We start from the raw sequence: 24,602 nt of genomic DNA on the forward strand, positions 1-24,602 counted from the left end.
TGGCGGTGCCGGATGGTGTGCCGGTCGTGCCCGGCGAGGCTCCCGGCCAGGTCTGCCGCGGGCGTCGGCGGGGTGCCGGACGGCGGTGCGGTGCCCGCTGTGGCCGTGTCCGCCGGGACGGGGGCGTCGTCGGGGGCGGCGGTGGCCCAGGTGGGCGCCGGTACGACATGGTCGTCGCGTACGTCGTGACCGATCCGGCGTTCGATCCAGGTGCGGGTCTCGACGTTGACGAGGGTGATGCTGGTGACGGCGCGCGGCGCAGGGGTCACCGCGATCACCTGGTCCGGGCGGTAGCCGGCCCAGGCGCTGCCCCGGGCGCCGAAGCCGCCGTGGGCTCGCGCGGGTGATCCCAGCGGGTTGCCGCAGGCACAGCGCACGCGGGGCACACCCCGGTTGTCGACCAGGACGGCGGTGCCGGCCTGGAGCACGGCCTGGTACGCGACCGCCTCCCCGTCGCGGTAGCCGTGGTCGGTGACCCGGGTGTCGGCGCGCAGCGCGACCGGAGTGAGGCCGCGCAGATAGCCGGTCAGGCCGCCGCCGGAGACCCCGGCCGTGCGGGCGAAGGCGTCGGCCCTGGCCCGGTCCGCCGTCAGATACCCGATCTGGCGCTGGACGTCACAGCCGGCGACGCGGGCGGTGCCGCTGTAGAGGCCGGGAGTCGCGCCGGACAGGACGCGTATCGCCCGCAGGGGTGGTGCGACCAGCACGGCGGGCATCGCCGGCCCGGAGGATGCGGCGACGGGCGGTCCCGTGACGCTGACGCCCCGCGCCGCATGGGCCGTGGGATCAGCGCTGCCCGTGCCGGGTGTCAGCGGCGCGACGGTCGCGTTGACCGTGGAGCCGGTGAAGGGGTCGGGCCCCTGCGCCGCGGCGGGCAGCAGACGGACGTCCTCGCCCATCCGGGCCTCCTTGACGCCGGGGCGGACGCAGCCGGCGACGAAGAGCGCCACCGAGAGGGCATAGGCGAGGGCGATGGATCCGGTGGGTATCCGCACCGTACACTCCGCATCACTGTGGGTGACTTCCCCCTATTGTGTGCATTACGCCCGTTTGGCTGGCAACTCGGGGGGAGTCCATGATGAAGAGGACACCGGCGGTTTGGCCGTGACGAAGGGCGCGCACAGCCGTGGACTGGTTCACCGCTCCCGACTACTGGCTGAGCCGGCTGGTCTGCCAGCGGGCTCTGGCCGCCGTGTACCTGGTCGCGTTCCTGACGGCGGCCCTGCAGTTCCGGGCTCTGCTGGGCGAGCGCGGCATGCTGCCGATCCCCCGCTTCGTGGCGCGGATCCCCTTCGGGCGGGCCCCGAGCCTGTTCCATCTGTACTACTCCGACCGCTTCTTCGCGGGCTGTGCCTGGGCCGGTGGCGCGGTGTCGGCGGCGCTGCTCGCCGGCGCGGACTCCCTGGTGCCACTGTGGGCGGCGATTCCGCTGTGGCTGGTGCCGTGGGCGCTGTATCTGTCGATCGTCAACGTCGGCCAGACCTGGTACGCGTTCGGCTGGGAGTCGCTGCTGCTGGAGACGGGTTTCCTGGCCGCGTTCCTCGGCAATGACGAGGTGGCGCCGCCGGTCGTCGTCCTGTTCCTGCTGCGCTGGATCCTGTTCCGGGTCGAGTTCGGCGCCGGGCTGATCAAGATGCGGGGCGACGCGTGCTGGCGGAAGCTGACCTGCCTCTACTACCACCATGAGACGCAGCCCATGCCGGGCCCGCTGAGCTGGTTCTTCCACCATCTGCCGAAGCCTCTGCACCGGATCGAGGTCGCCGCGAACCACTTCACCCAACTCGTCGTGCCGGTGCTGCTGTTCACCCCGCGGCCGATCGCCTCGGCGGCCGCCGCACTGATGATCGTCACCCAGTTGTGGCTGGTGCTGTCCGGCAACTTCTCCTGGCTGAACTGGATCACCATCGTGCTGGCCCTGTCCGCGCTCCGGTTTCCCGGATCCGCGCCGTCCGTGCCGGCGGCGCCGCTGTGGTACGAGGTCCTGGTGCTCGCGGTCGCGGCCCTGCTGGTCTTCCTGAGCTACCACCCGGTGCTGAACATGATCTCCCGCCGCCAGGTCATGAACCGCTCCTTCGACCCGCTGCACCTGGTGAACACCTACGGCGCGTTCGGCAGCGTCAGCCGGGTCCGCTACGAGGTGGTGGTCGAGGGCACCCTGGACGCCCTGCCGCGCGAGGACTCGGACTGGCGGGAGTACGAGTTCCGGGGGAAGCCGGGTGACACCCGGCACTGGCCGCGCCAGTTCGCCCCCTACCATCTGCGCCTGGACTGGCTGATGTGGTTCGCGGCGCTGTCCCCCGCCTATGCCGGCGACTGGTTCGGCGGACTGGTGGAACGCCTGCTGGAGAACGACCGCGCCACCCTGCGCCTGCTGCGCCGCTCCCCCTTCCCGGCGGACACCCCGCCCCGCTACATCCGGGCCCGCCTCTTCCGCTACCGCTACACGACCTGGCGGGAACTGCGCGAGACGGGCGCGTGCTGGGAGCGGACGTATGTGCGCGAGTATCTGCCGCCGACCAGGCTGGCGGGGGCGGTTCAGAGGTCGTAGACGCGGGTGGCTGTGCCCTCGTAGACGGCGGTGCGCTCCGTCGCGCTGAGGCCCGCGGTCAACTCGGCCGTGGTGTGCAGCACTTCGGCATAGGTGGCCGCCAAGGTGCACACCGGCCAGTCCGAGCCGAACATCAGGCGGTCGGGACCGAAGGCCTCCAGGGCCGTGTCCGTGTACGGCCGCAGGTCGGCGGTCGTCCAGGAGGCGGGGTCGGCCTCGGTGAGCAGGCCGGAGAGCTTGGCGGCCGTGTTCGGACGGGCGGCGAGTGCGCGCAGGGCGGATGCCCAGGGTTCGCGCGCCGCGGAGGCGATCGGTGGTTTGCCCAAGTGGTCGAGGACGAAGGTCAGTCGGGGAAGGGTCTCGGCTGCCTTGGCGCAGGCCGGGAGCTGGTGGGGCAGGACGACGAGGTCGTAGACGAGGCCCGCGTCCGCGAGCGCGGTCAGGCCCCGGCGTACATCCGGACGCAGCAGCCACTCCGGGTCCGGCTCGCCCTGCACCTGGTGCCGGATGCCCTTCAGGTGGGCACCGCCGGGGAGTTCACGCAGCCGGGCCAGTTCGTCGGCGATGTCGGGGCGGGTGAGGTCCGTCCAGCCGACGACGCCCGCGACCAGGTCATGTGCGGCCGCCAGGGCCAGGAACTCGGGGGTCTCCTCGGGCACGGTGACCGTCTGGACGAGGACGGTACGGGTGACTCCGGCCGCCCGTGCCTGGGGTTCGAGGCCGGTGAGGGTGAAGTCTCGCCTGAGCGGGCTGTGTTCGGGGATCCAGTCCTGGTCGCGGACGGACAGGTCCCAGACGTGGTGGTGCGCGTCGACGGTCACGGCAGCTCCCAGACGACGGGCAGGCCGGCTTCCGCGCCGTCGCGCGAGTAGTCGTGCGCGACGTCGAGCAGCTCGGCCATGCGGGCCTGCCAGGCCACGTTGACCGGCAGCTGCTCCAGTTCGGCGAGCAGCCGGGTGTAGTCCTCGCACTCCAGCAGATGGAACAGGTCGGTGCCGCTGCGCCAGATGGTCCAGGAGGTGGCGCCGGCGGCGCGGATGGCGGCGGTGAGTTCCTCAGGGACGTCCCGGTGGGCGGCCTCGTAGGCGGCGATGCGGTCGGGGCGGACCTTGGTGTGCAGGGCGACTCTCATGACGGCTCCTCTTCGCGGGGCAGCAGGCCGGCCTCCCGCAGCTCCGACCAGAGTGCGGCGGGCACGTCCGCCGCGAACTGGTCGGCACAGTCCCGCACTTCGGCCTCCGAACGGGCGCCGACCAGCACGGAGGCGACGGCCGGATGGGCGGCGGAGAAGGCCAGTGCGGCGGCGCGCAGGGTGGTGCCGTACCGTTCGGCGACCGCCTTCATGCGCAGAGCCCGGTCAAGCAACCCGACCGGCGCTTGGGTGTAGTTGTACGTCGATCCGGGCTTCGGATCTGCCAGCAGGCCCGAGTTGAAGACGCCGCCGAGGACCACGGACACCCCGCGCTCGGCGGCCGCGGGCAGCAGTTCGGCGGCGGCGCTCTGGTCGAGCAGGGTGTACCGGCCCGCGCACAGGACCACGTCCACGTCGGTGTCGCGGACGAACCGGGTGAGCATCCCGCCCTGGTTCATGCCCGCGCCGATCGCGCCGACGACGCCTTCGGCGCGCAGCTTCTCCAGAGCCGGGTAGCCCTCGCGGAAGGCCTGCTCGGCGTGGTCGTCGGGGTCGTGCAGATAGACGACGTCGACGCGGTCCAGGCCGAGGCGGGTAAGGCTCGCCTCCAGGGTGCGGCGGACTCCGTCGGCGCTGAAGTCCCACACGCGCCGGTGGGTGGCGGGTACGGCGAAGCCGTTGGCCAGGTCGTCGCCCGTGCCGTCGGCGAGGTCCAGGCGGCGGCCGGCCTTGGTGGAGACGGTGTAGTGGGCACGGTCGTACGCGCGCAGGGCCGCGCCGAGCCTGCGTTCCGAGAGGCCGAGGCCGTAGTGCGGGGCCGTGTCGAAGTACCGGATACCCCGCTGCCAGGCGGCCCGTACCGCCTCCCCGGCCTGCTCGTCGTCCAGCGCGGTGAAGAGGTTGCCGAGCGGTGCGGCGCCGAAGCCGAGCGGGGTGACCTCGACGCCGCTGCGACCCAAGCGCTCCGCGGGAAGCGCCGTGCCGGGTCCTCGGTCGGCCGCAGGTGCGGCCTTGCGGGGCGCTGCCGAACCGGTGCGGACTTCGCTCATGCTGCTCGGCCTCCTCACCGGCCCACCGGCCGGAGCCTCAGGCCCTGCATGCCGCCGTCGACGGCGAGGGCGATGCCGGTGGTGGCGCCGGAGAGGGGGCCTGCCAAGTAGGCGATGGCGCCTGCCACTTCCGCGGCCGAGACCAGTCGGCCGGTGGGCTGACGGGCCTCCAGGGCGGCGCGTTCGGCGGCCGGGTCGGGGGCCGCGGCCAGCAGCCGGCCGATCCACGGGGTGTCCACGGTGCCGGGGTTGACGCAGTTCACGCGGATGCCGTCGCGGACGTGGTCGGCGGCCATGGCGAGGGTCAGGGAGTACACGGCGCCCTTGGTGGCGCTGTACAGGGCGCGTTGCGGGAGTCCGGCGGTGGCCGCGATGGAACAGGTGTTGACGATCGCCGCGTGTGCGGAGCGGCGCAGGTGCGGGAGGGCGGCGCGGGCGGTGCGGACCATGCCGAGCACGTTGACGTCGAAGACGCGTTGCCACTCGGTGTCGTCGTTGTCCTCGACCGTGCCCTGGGCGCCGATCCCGGCGTTGTTGACCAGCACGTCCAGGCCGCCGAGGTCCTCGGCCGCCCGCTGTACGGCGGCCCGTACCGAGGTGTCGTCGGTGACGTCGGCACGGTAGGCGAGGAGCGGCTTGCCGACGTCCGCCGGGTCCCGGTCGAGGACGGCGACCCGGGCGCCGCGGGCGGCGAGGAGGTCGGCGGTGGCCCGGCCGATACCGGACGCCCCGCCGGTGACCAGGGCCCTGAGGCCCTCGAAGTCGCTCATGCGGCCTGTCCCTTCTGCGTGTCGGGGTCGGCGGCCCAGTACGTGCCGCCGGGGAAGGTGTACCGCGCGAGGGACTCCGGGCGCAGGGCGGCGGAGAAGCCGGGCGTGGTGGGGGCGGTGTAGTGGCCGCCGCGGATGACGACCGGGGTGACGAAGTGCTCATGGAGGTGGTCGACGTATTCGATGACCCTGTCCTCAGTAGTGCCCGAGACGGCCAGGTAGTCGAACATCGACAGGTGCTGGACGAGTTCGCACAGGCCGACGCCGCCCGCGTGCGGGCAGACCGGGACGCCGAACCTGGCGGCGAGCAGCAGGATGGCGAGGTTCTCGTTGACGCCGGCGACGCGGGCGGCATCGATCTGGACGATGTCGAGGGCGTCGGCCTGGAGGAGTTGCTTGAACATGATCCGGTTGTGTACGTGTTCGCCGGTGGCGACCTTCACCGGGGCCACCGCGCGGCGGATCGCGGCGTGGCCGAGGACGTCGTCGGGGCTGGTGGGCTCCTCGATCCAGTACGGGCCGAACTCGGCGAGGGCCCGGGTCCAGTGGATCGCCTCGTCGACGTTCCAGCGCTGGTTGGCGTCGACGGCGAGGCGGATACCAGGTCCGACGACCGCGCGGGCGACCCGGCAGCGCCGGATGTCGTCGTCGAGGTCGGCGCCGACCTTCAGCTTGATCTGCCTGAAGCCGTCGGCGACAGCCTGCGCGGCGAGCCGGCCGAGCTTGTCGTCGTCGTAGCCGAGCCAGCCGGGTGAGGTGGTGTAGGCGGGGTAGCCGCGCTGCAGCAGCCGGGCCCGGCGCTCCGCGGCGCCTCGCCTGCCCCGTCTCAGCAGATCCAGAGCCTGCTGCGGGGTGAGCACGTCCGCGATGTAGCGGAAGTCGATCTGCCCGACCAGCCACTCGGGTTCGGCGTCGGCGAGCAGCTGCCACAGCGGCTTGCCGGCCCGCCGGGCGGCGAGATCCCAGACGGCGTTGACGACGGCCCCGATCGCCATGTGCATCACGCCCTTCTCGGGTCCGAGCCAGCGCAGCTGGCTGTCGCCGATCAGGTCCCGGAGGAGCGAACCCGGGTCGGCGCACAGCTCTTCGACGTCCCGGCCGAGCACATGGTCCCGCAGCGCGTCGATCGCGGCGACCTGGACGTCGTTGCCCCGCCCGATGGTGAACACGAACCCGTGTCCCTCGTGCCCGTCGGCGGCGTCGGTGCGCAGCACGACGTACGCCGCCGAGTAGTCGGGGTCCGGGTTCATCGCGTCGGAGCCGTCCAGCTCGCGCGAGGTGGGGAAACGGATGTCGTGGGTGTCGACCGCGGTGACGCGGGCGGGAGCCTGGGACACTGAAGTCCTTTCGGTCGAGGGATGCCTGGCTGCTCGTCAGTCCTGGGCGCGGCCCGTGGTCACTCGGGCGATCACGAGGGCGACGAGGATGATCCCGCCGTAGATGGCCTGGATCCAGAACGACGGGACCTGGGCGAGGGTGAGCAGGTTCTGTACGACACCCAGCAGGAGGACGCCGGTCAGGGCGCCGAACATGGTGCCCTTGCCGCCGTCCAGGCTGATACCGCCGATCACCGCGGCCGCGAACACGGTGAAGATCATGTTCTGGCCCTGGTTGGCGCTGATCGCGCCGACGTAGCCGGTCTGCAGCAGGCCGCCGACCGAGGCGAGCACGCCCGCGACGACGTACACGCCGAGCATGATCCGGTCCACCCGGACTCCGGCCGCGCGGGCCGCGTCCGCGTTGCCGCCGATCGCGTAGAGGGCGCGACCGGTGCGGTGGTACTTCAGGACGAACCCGGTGACCGCGAAGGCGACCGCGGCGAGCCACACCGACATGGGCACGTTGAGGAAGGTGGTGGTGGCCAGGGAGTAGAAGCTGTCGGGCATGCCGAACAGGGTCTTGCCCTTGGTGGCGCCGACCAGCAGGCCGCGCAGCACGATGAGCATGGCGAGCGTGACGATGAACGCGTTGAGCCGGAACTTGACGACGAGGACGCCGTTGAAGGCGCCGATGACCGCGCCGACCACGGGGATCGCAAGCAGGGCGAGCGCGGCAGGGAAGCCGGTGCCCCAGCCGGACTGGCCCGCGGGCAGCACCAGCAGGGCGCCGACGGCCGGTGCCATGCCGACCACGGACTCCAGCGACAGGTCGAACTTGCCGGTGATCAGGACGAGGGACTCGGCGAGGACGACCATCGCGAGCGCGGCGGAGGCGCCGAGGATCGAGATCAGGTTCCGCTCGGTCAGGAACGAGTCGTTGACCACCGAGCCGAGCACCATGAGCAGCAACAGGGCCGGGACCAGGGCGAGTTCACGGGCGCGCCGGAGCAGGACGGTGCGGGCCGAGCGGGCGTCGGGGGTCTTCGGGGGTGCGAACGGCGGGGCGGCCCTGGTGTCAGCCATGGTCTACTCCTTCGATGGAGGCGATCAGCTCGTGGTCGCGCCAGCCGGCCGGGTGCTCGGCGACGACACGGCCGTGGAAGAGGACCAGGACGCGGTCACAGCGGCGCAGGTCGTCCAGTTCGTCGGAGACGACGAGGACGGCGGTGCCGTCTTCGCGGGCGCTGTCCATGCGGGCGAGCAGCGACTCCTTGGACTTCACGTCGACCCCGGCGGTGGGGTTGATCAGCACCAGCAGGCGCGGGTCGGAGGCCAGGGCACGGGCCATGACGACCTTCTGCGCGTTGCCGCCGGACAGGTCGGACACGGGCTGGTCGGGGCCTTCGGCGTGGATGTCGAGGAGCTTGATCAGCTCGGCGGCGAAGCGGCGTCGCGCGTCGGTGCCGACGAAACCGGCCCTGCCGAGCCGGTCCAGCACGCTCAGCGTGGCGTTGTCGCCGATGCTCATGCCCGGCACCAGTCCCTGCTCGTGCCGGTCGCGCGGGACACAGCCGATCCCGGCTCGCAGCGCGGCCCGCACGTCCCCGAACGGAAGCCTCCTGCCGTCCAGTTGAGCGGTGCCGCCCGTCGCGGTGTGCAGTCCGGCGAAGGACTCGGCGAGCTCGGTCTTGCCGCTGCCGCTGGACCCGGCGAGTCCGACGACCTCGCCGCGGCGCACAGTGAGGTCGACGCCCTCGTACGCCGGCGAGGTGAGCCCGTGTGCTTCCAGGAGGACGGGAGCTCCGGTGTCAACTGACCTTTCCTGAAGGACCTGTTCGGCGATGGACTCCCCCGCCATGGCCTCCACCAGGGCGGCCTTCGGCAGGTCGGCGACGGGTGCGGTGGTGATCCAGCGGGCGTCGCGCAGCACGGTGACCGTCTGGCAGACCTCGTACACCTCCTGGAGGTGGTGCGAGATGAACAGGAAGGTGACGCCGCAGTCCTGCAGGGAGCGCATACGGGTGAACAGCCGCTCGATCTCCCGGTTGTCGAGCTGGGCGGTGGGTTCGTCCAGCACGATGAACCGGGCGCCGAAGCTCAACGCCCGTGCGATCTCCACCATTTGACGGTCCTCGACCCGGAGGTCGGCGGTGCGCGCCTCGGGGTCGACGCGCACGTCCCAGGTGCCGAGGAGTCCGGCGGCCTCGCGGCGCAGCCGGCGCCAGCTGATGAGGCCGCGGCCGGTCGGCTGCCGGTTCAGGAACAGGTTCTCGGCGACCGTCAGCTCCGGGACGACCGTCGGCTTCTGGTAGACGCAGGCGACCTTGCGGCGCCAGGCGTCCCGGTCGGCGAACGGGGGCGCGGGCTCGCCGTCGAAGTGGACGGTGCCCGCGTCCGGCGCCTGCAGGCCGGTCAGGACGTTGACCAGGGTGGACTTGCCGGCGCCGTTGCGGCCGACCAGGGCGTGGGACTCGCCGGGCAGGACGGTGAGCCGTCCGTCGGCGAGGGCGAGGGTGGGGCCGTACCGTTTGACGATGCCCTCGGCTTCAACCAGCGGTGTACTCATCGGACTGTGTTGCCCCACAGCTTGGGGTCGTCGACGTTGGCCTTGGTGACCAGCGGCGCGGGCAGCTGGTCCTCCAGGACGCCGCCCGGCAGCTTCACGATCGTGGACCCGTGGTCGGTCGGACCCGGCTTGAAGGTCTTCCCGGCCATGGCCGCCTTGATGTAGTAGAGGCCGTACTGGGCGTAGGCGTCGGCGGGCTGAGAGACCGTTGCGTCGATCTGGCCCTTGCGGATGGCGTCGAACTCCTGAGGGATGCCGTCGTTCGAGACGATGGCGATGTGGCCCTGCTGCCCGGCCGGTTTCAGCATGTTCTTGGACTTCAGGGTCTGCAGGGTCGGTGCGAGGTAGACACCGCCGGCCTGCAGGTAGATGCCCTTGATGTCGGGGTTGGCGTTGAGCAGCGTGTCCAGCTTGGCGGCGGCCGTGTCGGACTCCCACTTGGCGGGGATCTCCAGCACCTTGAGCTTCGGGTACTTCTTCTTCACACAGGAGCGGAAGGCCTCGGAGCGGTCACGGCCGTTGACCGATGCCAGGTCGCCCATGATCTGTACGACCTTGCCGCTGCTCACATGCTGTCCGAGGTAGTCGCAGGCCTTCTCGCCGTAGGCCACGTTGTCGGCGCGCACCACCATGGCGACCTTGCCCTTGTCGGGCGCGACGTCCACGGCGACCACGGGCACGCCCTTGCGTTCGGCCTGGTCGAGTCCGGCCTGGATGGCGGCGCTGTCCAGCGGGGCGACCACCAACCCCTTGACTCCCTGGGTGAGTTCGTTGTCGATGTCGGTGATCTGCTGCGAGGGGTCGCTGTTGGAGTTGACCGTCTTCAGCACCTCAACGCCCTCGGCCTTGGCCATCTTGGGCACGTAGTCGTTGTACGACTGCCAGAACGGCGAGGTCAGCAGCGGCAGGATGACGCCGACCTTGCCGGTGCCTCCGCCGCCCGCGCTCGCGGTGTCCTTGGTGCTGCCGCAGGCGGCGAGCATGAGCGAGGCACCGGCGGCCAGGGCCGCCGCGCCGATGATCCGGGACCTGCTGCGCTTCCTGACAGTGCTCGCGGGCATCTCGCGCTCCTCGTTGAGGGTTTGTCGAGGGTGTTCAAGCAGACGCCGCATACTTATCAGACCAATAAGCCGGATCAACACCCTCGTGCACGGAAAATTCAGCGCTGGAAGCCGTAGTGGTCCGACCACTCTGCTGGCTAGACTGCGGCGCACCGGGGGAGGGAGGAGCGCCGTGGACGAGGAAGCCCCGCAGAAGGGCACGGTGACCCAGCGCGCCATCGAGGAGATCAAGGCGATGATCGCCGAGGGCCGGCTGGAGCCCGGCCAGCGACTGCCCACCGAGCGGGATCTCGCCGCCCGGCTGGGCATCTCCCGCAGCTCGATGCGGGAGGCGATCCGCGCCCTGACCGTGATGGGCGTCCTTGAGGCCCGGCACGGCTCCGGGATCTATGTCACCGCGCTGGAGGCCGGCGATCTGCTGGAGACCTTCGGGGTGGTCGCGGATCTGTCCAGGGGCCCACGGCTGGTGGAACTGCTGGAGGTGCGCCGGATCCTGGAGTCGACGGCGACCGCGCTCGCCGCGGCGCGCATCACCGAGGGCCAACTGTCCGCGGTCGGGAAGCACTTGGCGGCGATGAACGCCACCGACGACCCCGAGGAGATCCTCGCCCACGACCTCGCCTTCCACCGCGAGATCGCGGCCGCCGCGGGCAACGAGACCATGGCCGCCATCCTGGACGGTCTGTCCTCCCGCACCTTCCGCGCCCGCGTCTGGCGCGGCTATCAGGAGGAGGGCGCGTTCGCCCGCACCCGCCGCGAACACGCCGCCATCCACCGCGCCCTCGCCGCGCGCGATCCGGAGGCGGCGAGGGCTGCTGCCGCGGCTCATGTGGGCGAGGTGGAGGAGTGGCTGCGGGCGCAGGTCGCGGGGCCGAGCGGGGAGGGACCCGGGGAGTAGCCCGGGATGTGGATCAGTCTCGTACGGGTGGACAACGGCACTGGCCCCACCCGGTACCGAAGAGAATGTCAGGTGCAGCGCAGCAGGATCATGAACCCGTAGTCCATGTGGAGCTGCTGGTGGCAATGGAACAGGGACAGTCCTGGCTGGTCGGCGGTGAAGTCGAGGTCGAGGGTCTGGTAGCCGCCGAGCATGACGACGTCCTTGCGCAGGCCCCGGGTGGGGGTGCCGGAGATGTGGGTGACCTCGAAGGTGTGGCGGTGCAGGTGCAGGGGGTGGATGTCGTCGGAGGCGTTGCGCAGCCGCATCCGGTACCGCTTGCCGCGCTCGGTCTCCAGTACCGGCTTGTTGGTGTCCAGGGAGAAGGGGACGCCGTTGAGGGGCCAGAGGTTGAATCCCTTCTCGGCGGCGTTGCGCTTCTCCACCAGCAGGTCGATCGTGCCGTCGGGCCGTTGGGCGGTGGAGCCGGGACGGGTGAAGGTGCGGTAGTCCCAGGTGAATGCGGGCGGCGCGGTCCATTGGGGGGTGCCGCTGCGGCCGGCGTACTCCACCACGGTGCCCATGCCGGCGTTCCGGTCGTCGTCCGACGTGTCTCCGAGCACCCACACGCCGGGGCGGTTCATCTCCACGATGGCCGAGACGCGTTCGGCGGTGCCGATCCACAGCACGGGCACATCGGCCTGACGGGGTACCGGGTTGCCGTCGAGTGCGACGACTTTGAAGGTGTGGCCGGGCAGGGCGAGGCTGCGGATCTCGGTGGCGCTGGCGTTGAGGACGTGGAACAGCACGCGCTGTCCGGTCCTGACCTTGATGGGCCGGCCGTGGCCCAGTTTGCGGCCGTTGACGCTGAAGGCGCGGTAGCCGACCTCGTAGCCGCGCGGCATGCCCCGGGCCAGCGAGTCGGCCATCGCCCTCTCGCCCTTGCGCTTCAGGTCCGGCACCGGGGAGCCGGCCAGGAAGGTCTGCGGGATGTCCCCGCCATGACTGAGGGACGGCTCGAACTCCTTCAGCGTCAGGAAGACTTCCTGGTCGTAGGCGCCGGGGTGGGTCTTCGGCTCGATGTAGACCGGTCCGGCCTGACCGGAGTACGTGCCGCGGGTCAGGTCGCCGAGTGCGGCCACATGGGTGTGGTAGAAGCGGAAACCGGCCGGTCCTGGGGTGAACGACAGGCGCCGCATCCCGTGCGCGGGGATGTACGGGGTGCCCTCCTCGGCAGCCCCGTCCACCCCGGCGGGGACGCGCTGACCGTGCCAGTGCAGCAGTTCGGGAGTGCCGGTGTCGTTGTGGACGTCGACCACGACCGGACGGCCTTCGGTGAACCGCAGCAGCGGACCGGGGAACCGGCCGTTGTACGTCGTGGTCGACACGACCGTACCCGGTGCGAGCTCGACCTGCCCGGTCGCGATCCGCAGCGTGTAGTCCGCCCTGCCCGAGGGAACGGCCTCGCTCATCGCCGCCCGCGACTCACAGCCGGCGACGCCACCGGCACCCGCTGCGGCCAGCACGGACACGCCACCCAGCCTGAGGGCGTCGCGACGAGAGACGGCCACGGCTCCGCTCCCTTCCCCGTTGCGCTCGGAGCGCCCAGGTCGATTCGGGTTGGTTAGATGTGCGCTTAAGTCCCACTATGAATGGATAATTCGCTACGACGGCGATATGCAGCTTCGTGACGGGGCGGATTACCGCGATTGCACCCTGGGCAACCGAGGACCGCAGGGCACCGGCCGAACCGGCCCGCGAGGCACTCGGCGTCGACGCCCCGCAGAAGACGGACCGACGGAGGCATTGCCACCTTGCCGTCGGCGGTCGCTGGACCTGCCGGTCCGGACGCCCCACCCATCGCGGACAGCCGCCGGCTGCTGCCGGGCTCCGACACCGGCTGCCACGAGATGCCCCAACGCGCGTTCGGGGCGGCCGGTTTCGTACCCCGGCCGGTGACCCTGGCGAGACGGGCCGGCACCCGGGGACCCGCCAGGTCCTCGGCCAGCTGGCGGAACCGGTCGTCGCGCGCGGCGTGTGAGGGGCACGGCTCGTCGGCCGTTACGGCCCTTCGCGCCAGCCCCCTACCCCATGATGTACGCGTGACGGGAACATCCTTACGAGAGGGGCCGGGCGGGCTGCCCGCCGACGGGCCCTACTGACCGGAACTCCCCTGCCCCGAACGGGACGTGCTCGCTCGCCTGCTGCTGCTCGCCCGTGCGGACGGCGCCGAACGGCGTTCCGAGGTGCTGCGGGGCGAACGCACCGCCGCGGCGCGCGCGGCCCTGATGCGGGAGTGCGCCAACGGGCGGTGGAGCAATGTCCTGCAGGTCCATCAACTCGGCTTGCTCGCCTGGCTGCTCGGCGTCGCCGCCGGCTGGTTGGTCATCGTCCACGGGTGCGATCCGGCGCTGCTGCCGGAACGGCAGCGCTCGGCCCGGCCCGAGCAGTTCACCGTGGACGGGCCTGCCACCGAGATCCCCGCTGCGCTACGTGCACCCGTCCGGGCCCGGAGATCCCCCGCCGCCCGCGTCGCCCCCGGCGGACTGACGCGGGCGGTGCCCCGGGTCAGCGCCGCAGCCTGAGCGTCACCAGTTCGAACGGCCGCAGTCGTACGGTGATCCGGTCGCCGTCGCGCTCCGGCGGCTCGGTGTCGTCGGACGGCCGTTCCAGCAGGTCGGTCACGATGACGTCCGCGACCTCGAACCCGGCCGTGAGGGTGGCGCGGGCCCGGCCGCCGTACGCCTCGTGGAACCGGACCACCACGTCCCCGCTGCCGTCATCGGCCAGCTTCACCGCCGTGACGACCACGGCGTCGTTGTCGACGGTGACCAGCGGGGCGACCGCGTGGGCGCCGGTCAGACGGCGTTCGGGCACGTTGATCCGCCAGCCCTCGCGGACCGCGTCGGCGATCGAGGCGCCCGGGATCAGGGCGTGCCGGAAGCGCTGGACGCCCTGGTCGGTCTCGGGGTCGGGGAAGCGCGGGGCGCGGAGCAGAGAGACGCGGACCGTGGTCGTCGTACCGCGGTCGCCGTCGGTGCGCACGGTGCGGGTCACGTCGTGGCCGTACGTCGAGTCGTTGACGACGGCGACGCCCCAGCCGGGCTCCTCCAGGTGGACGAACCGGTGGTTGCACGCCTCGAACCTGGCGGCCTCCCAGGAGGTGTTGGTGTGGGTGGGGCGGAAGACATGCCCGAACTGGGTATCGGAGGCGTACCGTTCGGCGTGCAGGTCGAGCGGGAAGGACAGCTTCAGGAACTTCTCCGTCTCGTGCCAGTCGACCTCGGTGTCGATCACCAGGCACCGCTCGCCGGGCGGCAGGGACAGCACCTGGGTGACGCGGGAGTCGCCGAAAGCGCGCGCGATCCGCACCGACGCGCCGTCCTCACCGGCCCGGACCGACTCCGCGTCCGTGAGGTCCGTGACCGTGTTCCGGTAGAACTCGTCCACGTCCCAGGCGTCCCACATGTTCGGGAAGTCCTGGTGGAGTTGGAGCAGGTTGGCGGCCTTGCCGGGGGCGACGGTCTCGCGGTCGGCCTGGATGTCGTAGGCGGAGACGATCAGCCCCCGGGTATCGATCTCGACCCGGAGCAGGCCATTGGACAGGACGAATCCGCCGTCGGCGGGTGGCACGAGGCTCGTTCCCTGCGGCAGCAGGTGCGGCCCGGCGCCACCGGCGGGAACCCCGGCGCGGCGGTGCGGCGCCGCGTTGAAGACCAGCTCCCGGTCCCCCGCTCCGGCCAGGGCCCGCTGCGCGGCACCGGTGATCTCGTCCAGTTCCGCGGCGATCCGCTCGTAAGTCGCCCTCGCCTCGCGGTGCACCCAGGCGATGGACGAGCCGGGCAGGATGTCGTGGAACTGGTGCAGCAGGACCGTCTTCCAGATCCGGTCCAAGTCCGCGTAGGGGTAGGGGAATCCGGTGCGTACGGCGGCGGTGGCCGTCCACAACTCCGCCTCGCGGAGCAGGTGTTCGCTGCGCCGGTTGCCCTGCTTGGTCTTGGCCTGACTGGTGAGCGTGGCGCGGTGCAGTTCGAGGTACAGCTCTCCGACCCAGACGGGCGCCTGTGGGTACTCGGCCTCGGCCTTCTGGAAGAAGGCGCGGGGTGTCTCCCAGACGACGGCCGGCGAGCCTTCGAGGTCGTGGAGCCGGGCCGCCTTGGCGACCATCTCGCGGGTCGTGCCGCCGCCTCCGTCGCCCCAGCCGGTGGGTGCGAGGGAGTGCCGGGCCCGGCCCTTGTCCTTGAAGTTGCGCTCCGCATGGGCGAGTTCGCTGCCCTTCATGGAGCAGTTGTAGGTGTCGACGGGCGGGAAGTGGGTGAGGATCCGGGTGCCGTCGATGCCCTCCCACTGAAAGGTGTGGTGCGGGAACTTGTTGGTCTGCGACCAGGAGATCTTCTGCGTCAGCAGCCACTTGCTGCCCGCGGCCTTGATGATCTGCGGAAGTCCGGCGGCGAAGCCGAAGGTGTCGGGCAGCCAGGCCTCCTCGTTCTCGATGCCGAACTCGTCGAGGAAGAAGCGCTTTCCGTGTACGAACTGACGGGCCATGGCCTCCGAGCCCGGCATGTTGGTGTCCGATTCCACCCACATCCCGCCGGCCGGCACGAACCGCCCCTCCGCGACGGCCTTCTTCACCCGCGCCCACACCTCGGGACGGTGCTCCTTCACCCACGCCCACTGCTGGGCCTGGGACATGGCGAAGACGAACTCCGGCTCGTCCTCGATGAGGGCGGTCATGTTGGAGGTCGTACGGGCCACCTTGCGGACCGTCTCACGCAGTGGCCACAGCCAGGCCGAGTCGATGTGCGCGTGCCCGACGGCGCTGATCCGGTGCGCGGACGGTACGGCGGGCGCCGACAGCACACCGGTGAGCCGTTCCCTGGCACGGCCGGCCGTGCCGTTCACGTCCTGGAGGTCGACGGCGTCCAGGGCCCGCTCGACCGCGCGCAGGATGTCGTGGCGGCGTGCCGAGTCCACGGGCAGCTCGGCCATCAGTTCGCCGAGCACCTCCAGGTCCATGACCAGCTGCCACACGGTCTCGTCGAAGACGGCGAGATCCATGCGGGTGAGCGTGTACTGGGGCTCGACGCCGGCCGTCTCCTTGTCGCCCAGCCGGGTGGGCAGGAAGGGGTGGTAGTCGAGGATGACGGGGTTGGAGGCGGCCTCGATGTGCAGGCGCACCTCCTCGCCGCCCTCGACCGGCGCGCCGATCCGCACCCACTGGTTGCGCGGGTTGAGGCCCTTCACCGGGGTGCCGTCGGGCCGGTAGACCAGGCCCTCGCACTGGAAGCCGGGCATGTTCTCGTCGAAGCCCAGGTCGAGCAGGGCCTCGACGGACTTTCCGGCCCACGCCTCGGGCACGGTCCCGGTCACCCGGAACCAGCTCGTGCCCCAGGGAGCACCCCACCGGGCGCCGGCCTCGATGGGCTCCGGCTCGGCGGCGAGTCCCTCCGCGACCGGTACGGGCTCGCCGGGCGCGTGCCAGACCGCGACCCGCAGCGGCACGGACTCGGGGTACACGGCGGGGCGGATGCGTTCGTCGAGGACACGCCTGAGGCGGGCTTCCACCAGAGTGCGGTCGTCATGCATGCGGGGTGCTCCCTGCGGGTTCCGGGTGATCGCGGTCGTTACCAGGGGTGGGTGACGGTGACGGGGGCCGAGGTGGTGTAGAGCTCCCCCACGGCGCGCAGTTCGAATCGTGCGGCGGTCTCCCCTTGCTCGGGTTGCAGTCCGGCGAGGTAGTAGGCGCGCTGGCAGGTGCCGCCGAGGAAGCGCCGGGTGCCGTCGGGCAGGAGGCGGTGCAGTTCGTAGTGCCGGATGGCGCCGGGGGCGGCGTCCCAGGCGAGGCGCAGATCGCCGCCGGTCGCGGCGGTGACACGGGCGCCCGAGGGGGCCGCCGGGGCGGTGACGGCGTCCCGGACGGCGAGGCCGCCCAGGCGCCAGCGCACCGGACCCTCGGTGGCCGTGAGCCGCACGCCGAGGGCGTGGACGGTGCCGGTCAGCCCGGTGAGCGGAAGCGTCACCGCCTGCCAGCCGTTGACGCCCTTGCCGACTGGAGTCACCGCCAGATACGTGTACGGCGGAGTCGCCCCGGGACTGCTCGGCTCGGCCGTCGCCACGGCAAGCTCGACGTTCACCGCGCCGGCGTCGGTCCGGTAGGTCAGCTCCACCACCGTGTTCCCACCGATCGGCAGCCGGGTCGCGTACAAGTCCACCACCACGGGTTGATCCAGTGCACCGTCCACCAGCACGCTGCTCCCGCCCCGCCAGGCACCGGCGAAGTCGAAGGTCACCGCCGGCCGCTCCCCCGTCGTGCGCGCCACCCACCGCCGCGACGGCAGCCGGTCCTGCAGCGCCAGGTGGTTCCAGGCGGCGTCCGAGGTGACGGCTCCGTCGTCGTACCAGCGCAGCCCATGGCCCGTGTTGAACACGGTCGCGAACGGCAGCGAGGTCACCGTCGAGCGGTCCGCGACCGACACCGCCGGCGCCCGCCAGGGATCACCCGTGTCCGGCCGGGAAGGGTCCAGTGAGCGTCCGGTCCAGAACCGGTCGTCGGCGGCGTGGAAGTCCTCGGGGGCACGTTGGCCGGCGGGCAGGTGGTTGCGGGTCCACTCCGGCCGGTAGAAGCCGATCGAGGTGATGTGCGACTGCCCGGACGGCACGATCGCATCCCAGTTCACGGATGTGCCGGACCCGTTCGACTCGACGTCGACACCCGCCCACAACTGGTAGCGACTGCGCCCCAGTCGGTCCGCCTTCGTGCCCGAGGACGCGAGCGTGCCCGCGCTCCACCGGAAGTCCACGAACATGGCGTCGGCAGCCTGGAAGAACGCCTGGTTCTGGGTGTTCAGGGCGCCCTGCCAGCTGACCGTGCCGTTCACGGTCATCGCGTCGTACCAGGTCACCCGCTGTCCCTTGGCCGCCGCGAGCGCCTTCAGCTCCTTGACGAAACCGAGCATGGCCTGGCCGAGGGCTGTGTTCCCGCCGTCCGTCTCGGCGTTGACGAACCAGCCGTCGAAGCCGTAGGCCGCCGCGACCGCGACCAGTTGCGCGGCGAGCGGATAGTGCCCGGAGGCGTCCTTCTGCACCAGGTCCCGGGTCCACCGCAGCTGACCGCCGTACGCCGTCGGCGGCAGGAAGATGTTCCCGAGCACAGGGACGCCGTGGCGGTGGGCCGAGTCCACGATCGGCGCGTTCGGCGCGAGGATCAGGCCTTCGCCGGCCGAGCCGCCCCAGAAGACCAGCTCGTCGAGGTAGGCCCAGTGGGTCAGGGCGTAGTAGTCGGCGGTGGCCGCGCCCTGGGACGGATTGCTTGAGGTGGGTGCGAAGGACACCAGGGCCTGGATACGGGCCTGGCCGGAGCGTGCCGTGGTGTTCGCGGGGGACGGCGTGAAGCGTGCGGCGAGCGGCACGGACGCGGCGTTGAACGCGAGGTCGGCGTCGTCGGCCGCGCGCCAGCTCTTCAGGCTGCGCCAGGTGATGCCGGTGCCCGGGCTGCCGGCGGGGAGCGAGTCCGGGTACCAGTAGGAGGCGTACGGCGGGGTCGCCCCGGTTTTCGGGCGGGTGGCGGCCAGGGCCGGAGCAGCCGGGAGCAGGGCGGCCGCGCCGGCGGCGATGAGGACCGTGCGTCTGGTGGGGTTCACGAGCGGGTGCCTCCGTGTGGGGTGGGGAGTACCTGGTCGGGAGTGACGACTTCGGTGATGCCGCGCGCGGCGAGGTGGTGCTTGTCGTCGGCGCGGGTGTCGAGGACGGTGGTGGGGCGGGCGCCGTCGGCGACGAGCCGGAAGAATGCGTCGAAGACGGGTCCGCCGGGGGCGCACCGGGTGCGGCGGGCCGCATCGTCGGGTACGACGAGGGCGGTGGTGCGCGCGGGGGGAGCCTGATGGCTCCTGTGAGCCGCGTCGGCCAGTACCCGGGCGATGTCCTTGGGCTCGCGGCCGTGGGTGAACAGGCCGAGCCCGTATTCGAGTTCGGGGAAGTCGGCGAGGTCGCGCGAGACGTCGTAGGAGCACCACCAGGTGATGCCCCACAGGGCGGGGCAGTCGAGGGCATGGGCGACGGTGGCCTCGGCGAAGGCTGCGGCGTGTTCGGCGGGTACGAGCGGTGCCGGCGCGCCGACCTCCTGCAGCCACACCGGCCGGTGGGGTGCCTCCGCCCAGGCCTTGCTCAGCTCCACGAGATAGGCGGCATGGTGCTCGGCGGGTACGGAGGTACGGCCGTGGCGCTGGGCGGTGCCGTTGAAGACCCAGGAGTGCACGGCGGTGACATCGCCGAGCCGGGCGGAGTGGCGGGGGGTGAAGGGCTGGTCGTCCTGGTACCAGGCGGCGTCGTAGGAGGCGTGCAGATGGAGCCGGTCCGGGGCTCCCTCGGCGCAGGCGGCCAGCATCCGGACGAGCCAGCGCTCGGCTTCCTCCGGGGTGATGCGATCGGGATCGGGGTGAGGGCCGGCGGTGAACTGGTTGACCTCGTTGCCGACGGTCATGCCGATGAAGTTGGGGCGGTCGGCGAGGGCGGCGGCCAGGGTGCGCAGATAGGCGGACTGGCCCTCGACCACGTCGGGGTCGGTGAAGAGGTTGCGCCGGTGCCAGGTGCGGGTCCACGCGGGCAGGAAGTCGAAGCTGCTCAAGTGGCCTTGCAGGCCGTCGACGTTGACGTCCAGACCGCGTTCGGCGGCCGCGTCGGCCAGGGCGACGAGCTGCTGGACGGCGCGTGGGCGGATCAGGGTGCGGTTGGGCTGGAAGTAGGGCCACAGCGGGAAGACGCGGATGTGGTCGAGGCCGAGCCCGGCGATCGCGTCGAGGTCGGCGCGCACGGAGTCGAGGTCGAAGTCGAGCCAGTGGTGGAACCACCCTTCGCTCGGTGTGTAGTTGACGCCGAAGCGCACGGCAGGAGGCATGGAGTGTCCTTGTGGCGTACGGGTGTTCAGCCCTTGACGGCGCCCTCGCCGATGCCCCGGAAGAAGTACCGCTGCAGACAGGCGAAGAGGGCGATGAGCGGGGCCACGGCGATCACGGTGCCGGCGGCGACGAGGCGTTCGTCGTTGGCGAAGGTGCCGTGCAAGTAGTTGAGGCCGATGGTGAGGGTGAACTTGGACGGGTCGCTGAGGACGATCAGCGGCCACAGGAAGTCGTCCCAGGCGCCCATGAAGGCGAAGATCGCGACAACGGCCACCGTCCCCTTCACCGAGGGCAGCGCGATACGCAGGAACCGCTGCCAGACGTCGGCGCCGTCGACGTAGGCCGCCTCCTCGATCTCGTACGGCAGGTTGCGGAACGCGTTGCGCATCAGCAGCACGTTCATCGCACCGATCGCGCCGGGCAGCACGACGCCGATGAGGGTGTTGTTCAGGCCGAGTTCACGCATGGTGGTGAACTGGGCGATGACGATGCCCTCGACGGGTACGAGCATCGCGAGCACGAACACCAGCGTGGTCCCGCGCCGGCCACGGAAGCGCAGCCGGGCCAGGGCGTATCCGGCGAGCGCCGAGCCGACGCAGTTGGTGACGACGTTGGCGGTGGCGACCTTCAGGGAGTTCAGGGCGTAGTCCCAGACAGGGATGGTGTCGGCGACCCGGGTGTAGTTGTGCAGCGTGGGATGGGCGGGCAGGAAGCTCGGCGGTGAGCTGTAGATGTCCTCGGTGGGGCCCTTGAGGGAAGTGGACAGCTGCCAGAGGAACGGGCCGACGGTCAGCGCGAGGACGGCGAGGAGCAGCAGATAGCGCCAGACCAGCTCGCCGACGCGGATACGGCGGCCGTGTTCATCGGTGACGTGCGGCTCCCGCCGCATGGTGCCGGGCGGCTCGGGCCGTACCCTCTCCAGGACGCTCACGACTCGTCCCTGCGGTCGGCGCGCAGCACGAGCAGCATCAGCGCGACGGTGACGACGAACACGACGACCGAGAGCGCGGAGGCGTAGCCGACCCGGCCGGTGAGGCCGGTGCCGGTGCGCTGGACGAGCATGACGAGGGTGGTGTCCTCGCCCGCCGGTCCGCCGGTCGGGCCCGCCATCAGATACACCTCGGAGAACACCTTGAACGCGGCGACCGAGGACAGCGCGGCGACCAGCACCATCGTGGAGCGCACGGCGGGTACGGTGACCGAGAGGAAGCGGCGCACCGGGCCCGCGCCGTCCACGGCGGCGGCCTCGTGCAGTTCGCGGGGCACGTTCGCCAGCGCCGCCAAATAAATGATCATGTAGTAGCCGAGGCCCTTCCACACCGTGACGGCCATCGCGCTCAGCAGAAGCAGCCACTGGTCGCTGAGGAACCCGGTCCGGCCGATCCCTGCCGTCTCCAACAGGGAGTTGACCAGTCCGCGTTCGTCCAGCAGCCACACCCAGATCAGCCCGACCACCACGATCGAGGCGACGACCGGGGTGTAGAAGGCGGAGCGGAAGAAGGTGATGCCGGGGATGTTCTTCTGCACCAGCAGTGCGAGCAGCAACGGCAGGACGACGAGGGCGGGTACGACCCCCAGGATGTACAGGGTGCTGTTGCGCAGCCCGGTCCAGAACATGTCGTCGTGGAGCAGCTCGCGGAAGTTGGCGAGGCCCACGAAGTGCCCCGGCAGCAGGGTGCGGCGGTCGGTGAAGGAGTTCACCAGGGTGGAGACGAACGGGTACAGCACGAAGGCGCCGGTGACGAGCAGCCCGGGAGCGGCGAACAACCACGGGCTGACCGAGAGTTGACGCCTGATGCGGACGGGTGTGGCCATGGCCGTCAGCCCTGCTGGAGGAGGCGGTCGGCGGCGTTGACAGCGTTGTCGAGGGCCTGCTTGGGGCTCTCCTTGCCCTGGAGCGCCTTGGCCACCTCGTTGCGCAGCGCGGTCTTCATCTGGTCGCTGAACAGCACCGGCGTGTAGTTGACGGCGTTCTTCAGGGACTTGGCGGCGGCGATGCGCACCCGGGTCTCGTCAGTGCCGTCCTCCTTGGTGAAGTACGGGTCGTTCAGGGAGCCGGCGGTGCTCGGGAAGATGGCGACCTTCTTCGCGAACGACATCTGGTTCTGCGCGTCGGTGACGAAGTGCGCGAAGGCGACGGCGGCCGGGGTGTGCTTGGTGCGGGAGTTGACCATCACCCCCATCACGTACATGTTGACGTGCCCGGTACTGGTGATCTGGTCGGTTATGCCGATGTTCCGGTACAGGCTCGGGGCGTTCTTCTTGAAGTTGTCGAGGTCCAGGGCGCTGCCGGGGTTCATGGCGACGGCGCCGGTGAGGAACTTCTTGCCGGAGGACTCCGGGGTAGCGGTCAGCGCCTGTGGGTCGAGGGCCTTGGCGTCGTACAACTCCTTGTACCTGGTGAGGAGTTCGACCCCCTTGGTGTCGTTGAAGGCGAACGCGGTGCCCTGCCGATTCATCAGGGTGACGCCGTAGCGCCCGAAGTCCTCGAAGGTGGGCACGTTGGCGAGGGTGGCGACCTGGCCGCCGCTCTTCTTGGCCATCTGCAGGGCGTCGGCGAAGAGTTCGTCGTAGGTCTTCGGCGGCCGGCCGGGGTTCAGTCCGGCCTTGGTGAACAGGGCCTTGTTGTAGAAGAGCGGGCCGGTGTTCAGGTACCAGGGAAAGGCGTACGTGCCGCTCATGCCCGGCACCTGGTGGCTGGCCCAGGCGCCGTCCAGGTACTCGGACCTGTACTTCCCGGCGGCCTTGTCGAGGTCCAGGACCAGTCCGGCCTTGGCGAGGGGGGCGACCAGGTCCGGGGAGACGTTGACGACATCGGGCAGGGTGCCGCCGCCGGCGTCGGCGCTGAGCTTGTCGGGGTAGCCCTCGGCGGGCTGGTCGACCCATTTCACCCGCGTGCCGGGGTACTTCTTCTCGAAGTCGGCGATGAGCCCGTCGAAGTACGGCTTGAAGTTCGCGCGCAGGTTCCAGGTCTGGAAGGTGATGTCGCCCTCGACCTTGCCGGAGGCGTCGGTCGAGCCGCCGCCGTCCCCGCCCGAACCGCAGGCGCTCAGCGGCAGGACGAGGGCGACGACAGCGGCGGCGAGGGCTCTGCGGGGCTTGGGCACGGTGACACGGCTCCCTTGCTGTGTCGGGCTGTCGGGGTGCCAGAGACCTTGCCCGCGCTGTTCGGAGAAAGTCAATGCAGTCATCCGAACTAAAGAAACAGGTAGTTCATTAGTGCAGGTCAGAGAGCTCTGTACGGGAACTTGCCAGCGTTCGCTAATGCGCTTTAGGGTCTTGACACTCAAGCGCATTAGCGAACGCCGTCAGGAAGGGGGGAACGTGCCGCCCAAGCGGTCCCCCGCACGCCGGCCCACGATGAAGGACATCGCCCGGCGGGCCGGAGTCTCCGAGAGCGCGGTCTCCTTCGCGCTCAACGGCCGCCCCGGTGTCTCCGAGGCCACCCGCGCGCGGGTCCGCCGGGTCGCCGAGCAGCTCGGCTGGCGTCCCAGCACGGCCGCCCGGGCCCTGTCCGGCGAGGGCGCGGCGACGGTCGGCTTCGTCCTGGCCCGCCCCGCTGACACCCTGGGCGTCGACTCGTTCTTCCTCCAACTCGTCTCCGGAATCCAGGAGGTGCTCGCCGAACGGCATCTGGGGCTGCTGTTCCAGGTCGTGGATGACGTGGCCGACGAGTGCGCGGTCTACCGCCGCTGGTGGGCGGAGCACCGGGTGGACGGCGTCCTGGTGGTCGACCCGCGCGCCGATGACCCGCGCCCCGACCTCCTGGACGAACTCGGCCTGCCCGCCGTGGTGATCGGCGGCGCACCCGACGAGCGCCACCCGGAACTGTCGACGGTCTGGGCGGACGACGCGGGCGCGATGGCCTCCGTGGTCGACGAGTTGACGGCGCTGGGCCACCGCAGGATCGTGCACATCGCCGGGCTGCCGGGACTCGCCCACACCCAGCGCCGGATCCGGACCCTGCGGGCCGAGGCCGAGCGGCGCGGCCTGACCGAGGTCCGCTCGGTCACCACCGACTACTCCGACGCGGAGGGCGCGGCCGTGACCCGCCGCGTGCTGCGCGCCGACCCGCCCCCGACGGCCTTGATCTACGACAACGACGTGATGGCGGTGGCCGGGGTCTCGGCGGCGTCCGAACTCGGCTACTCGGTACCGGCGGACGTCTCCGTCGTCTCCTGGGAGGACTCGGCCCTGTGCCGCATGGTCAAGCCCTGGCTCTCCGCGCTCTCCCGCGACAGCGCGGAGTTCGGCCGTACGGCGGCCCGGGAGCTGACGGCCCTGCTGGACGGGGGTTCGGCGCGGGCGGTACGCGTACCGGTGCCCCGTCTGACGGTACGGGGCAGCACGGCGGCGGTGCGCCCCGACGAGCCGTCAGCTTGAAGT

Annotated in this window: 20 protein-coding genes; 4 read left to right on the top strand and 16 right to left on the bottom strand. The window is 71.1% G+C overall.

Features of this window, described 5'->3' with window-relative positions; genetic code table 11:
• A partial coding sequence (locus tag M878_RS55015; protein WP_023545032.1) for a DUF6777 domain-containing protein occupies window positions 1–995 on the bottom strand: 995 nt, incomplete at its 3' end.
• Between the two features lie 131 nt (window positions 996–1,126).
• Between M878_RS55015 and M878_RS55020 the strand changes: the two genes are divergently transcribed.
• The gene (locus tag M878_RS55020) at window positions 1,127–2,548 is read left to right on the top strand and encodes a lipase maturation factor family protein (protein WP_023545033.1); all 1,422 of its coding nucleotides are present in this window, start codon (window positions 1,127–1,129) and stop codon (window positions 2,546–2,548) included.
• On the opposite strand, the gene M878_RS55025 is transcribed toward M878_RS55020, so the two are convergent.
• From M878_RS55025 to M878_RS55060, 8 genes are read right to left on the bottom strand one after another with little or no spacing between them, the layout of a single operon-like run.
• A complete protein-coding gene (locus M878_RS55025; protein WP_023545034.1) occupies window positions 2,536–3,369 on the bottom strand; it encodes an amidohydrolase family protein in 834 nt (277 codons plus the stop codon). The genes M878_RS55020 and M878_RS55025 overlap by 13 nt on opposite strands.
• Window positions 3,366–3,680, bottom strand: a complete 315-nt coding sequence (locus M878_RS55030) for an L-rhamnose mutarotase (protein ID WP_023545035.1) — start codon at window positions 3,678–3,680, stop codon at window positions 3,366–3,368. The genes M878_RS55025 and M878_RS55030 overlap by 4 nt, the downstream gene beginning before the upstream one ends.
• Window positions 3,677–4,729: an aldo/keto reductase gene (locus M878_RS55035; RefSeq protein WP_023545036.1), complete on the bottom strand. Its 1,053-nt coding sequence runs from the start codon at window positions 4,727–4,729 to the stop codon at window positions 3,677–3,679. The genes M878_RS55030 and M878_RS55035 overlap by 4 nt, the downstream gene beginning before the upstream one ends.
• A gap of 14 nt (window positions 4,730–4,743) precedes the next feature.
• On the bottom strand, window positions 4,744–5,499 hold the full coding sequence (locus tag M878_RS55040; protein WP_023545037.1) for an SDR family NAD(P)-dependent oxidoreductase: 756 nt from the start codon (window positions 5,497–5,499) through the stop codon (window positions 4,744–4,746).
• A complete protein-coding gene (locus M878_RS55045) occupies window positions 5,496–6,836 on the bottom strand; it encodes an enolase C-terminal domain-like protein (RefSeq protein ID WP_023545038.1) in 1,341 nt (446 codons plus the stop codon). Before M878_RS55045 ends, M878_RS55040 begins: the two co-directional genes overlap by 4 nt.
• Before the next feature lie 36 nt (window positions 6,837–6,872).
• A complete protein-coding gene (locus M878_RS55050) occupies window positions 6,873–7,901 on the bottom strand; it encodes an ABC transporter permease (RefSeq protein ID WP_023545039.1) in 1,029 nt (342 codons plus the stop codon).
• Window positions 7,894–9,384: a sugar ABC transporter ATP-binding protein gene (locus M878_RS55055; RefSeq protein ID WP_023545040.1), complete on the bottom strand. Its 1,491-nt coding sequence runs from the start codon at window positions 9,382–9,384 to the stop codon at window positions 7,894–7,896. The genes M878_RS55050 and M878_RS55055 overlap by 8 nt, the downstream gene beginning before the upstream one ends.
• Window positions 9,381–10,445, bottom strand: coding sequence for a sugar ABC transporter substrate-binding protein (locus tag M878_RS55060; protein WP_023545041.1), 1,065 nt, complete (start codon window positions 10,443–10,445; stop codon window positions 9,381–9,383). The genes M878_RS55055 and M878_RS55060 overlap by 4 nt, the downstream gene beginning before the upstream one ends.
• Before the next feature lie 172 nt (window positions 10,446–10,617).
• Here M878_RS55060 and M878_RS55065 point away from each other — a divergent pair, with 172 nt between their 5' ends.
• Window positions 10,618–11,343: a FadR/GntR family transcriptional regulator gene (locus M878_RS55065; RefSeq protein WP_023545042.1), complete on the top strand. Its 726-nt coding sequence runs from the start codon at window positions 10,618–10,620 to the stop codon at window positions 11,341–11,343.
• 68 nt (window positions 11,344–11,411) lie between these two features.
• On the opposite strand, the gene M878_RS55070 is transcribed toward M878_RS55065, so the two are convergent.
• On the bottom strand, window positions 11,412–12,893 hold the full coding sequence (locus M878_RS55070; RefSeq protein WP_023545043.1) for a multicopper oxidase family protein: 1,482 nt from the start codon (window positions 12,891–12,893) through the stop codon (window positions 11,412–11,414).
• Between the two features lie 618 nt (window positions 12,894–13,511).
• On the opposite strand from M878_RS55070, the gene M878_RS55075 reads away from it, so the two are divergent.
• Window positions 13,512–13,907 carry a hypothetical protein gene (locus M878_RS55075; protein ID WP_023545044.1) on the top strand — a complete coding sequence of 132 codons (396 nt, stop codon included), beginning with the start codon at window positions 13,512–13,514 and terminating at the stop codon, window positions 13,905–13,907.
• Here M878_RS55075 and M878_RS55080 read toward each other — a convergent pair.
• Genes M878_RS55080 through M878_RS55105 form a run of 6 tightly spaced genes read right to left on the bottom strand, consistent with a single transcriptional unit; the run spans window position 13,891 to window position 23,323 of the window.
• On the bottom strand, window positions 13,891–16,908 hold the full coding sequence (locus M878_RS55080) for an alpha-mannosidase (RefSeq protein WP_023545045.1): 3,018 nt from the start codon (window positions 16,906–16,908) through the stop codon (window positions 13,891–13,893). The two genes, M878_RS55075 and M878_RS55080, sit on opposite strands and share 17 nt — an antisense overlap.
• Window positions 16,909–16,946: 38 nt before the next feature.
• Window positions 16,947–18,962, bottom strand: coding sequence for an endo-beta-N-acetylglucosaminidase (locus M878_RS55085; RefSeq protein ID WP_023545046.1), 2,016 nt, complete (start codon window positions 18,960–18,962; stop codon window positions 16,947–16,949).
• Window positions 18,959–20,215, bottom strand: a complete 1,257-nt coding sequence (locus tag M878_RS55090; protein WP_106962667.1) for a glycoside hydrolase 5 family protein — start codon at window positions 20,213–20,215, stop codon at window positions 18,959–18,961. The genes M878_RS55085 and M878_RS55090 overlap by 4 nt, the downstream gene beginning before the upstream one ends.
• Window positions 20,216–20,241: 26 nt before the next feature.
• Window positions 20,242–21,105: a carbohydrate ABC transporter permease gene (locus tag M878_RS55095; RefSeq protein ID WP_106962810.1), complete on the bottom strand. Its 864-nt coding sequence runs from the start codon at window positions 21,103–21,105 to the stop codon at window positions 20,242–20,244.
• Between the two features lie 38 nt (window positions 21,106–21,143).
• Complete coding sequence (locus tag M878_RS55100; protein WP_023545049.1) at window positions 21,144–22,031, bottom strand: carbohydrate ABC transporter permease; 888 nt, start codon at window positions 22,029–22,031, stop codon at window positions 21,144–21,146.
• A 5-nt stretch (window positions 22,032–22,036) separates the two neighbouring features.
• Complete coding sequence (locus tag M878_RS55105; protein ID WP_023545050.1) at window positions 22,037–23,323, bottom strand: ABC transporter substrate-binding protein; 1,287 nt, start codon at window positions 23,321–23,323, stop codon at window positions 22,037–22,039.
• Between the two features lie 217 nt (window positions 23,324–23,540).
• On the opposite strand from M878_RS55105, the gene M878_RS55110 reads away from it, so the two are divergent.
• Window positions 23,541–24,599, top strand: a complete 1,059-nt coding sequence (locus M878_RS55110; RefSeq protein ID WP_023545051.1) for a LacI family DNA-binding transcriptional regulator — start codon at window positions 23,541–23,543, stop codon at window positions 24,597–24,599.
• Window positions 24,600–24,602: the final 3 nt, after the last annotated feature.

It is taken from the genome of Streptomyces roseochromogenus subsp. oscitans DS 12.976, assembly GCF_000497445.1.
Classification (GTDB): domain Bacteria; phylum Actinomycetota; class Actinomycetes; order Streptomycetales; family Streptomycetaceae; genus Streptomyces; species Streptomyces oscitans.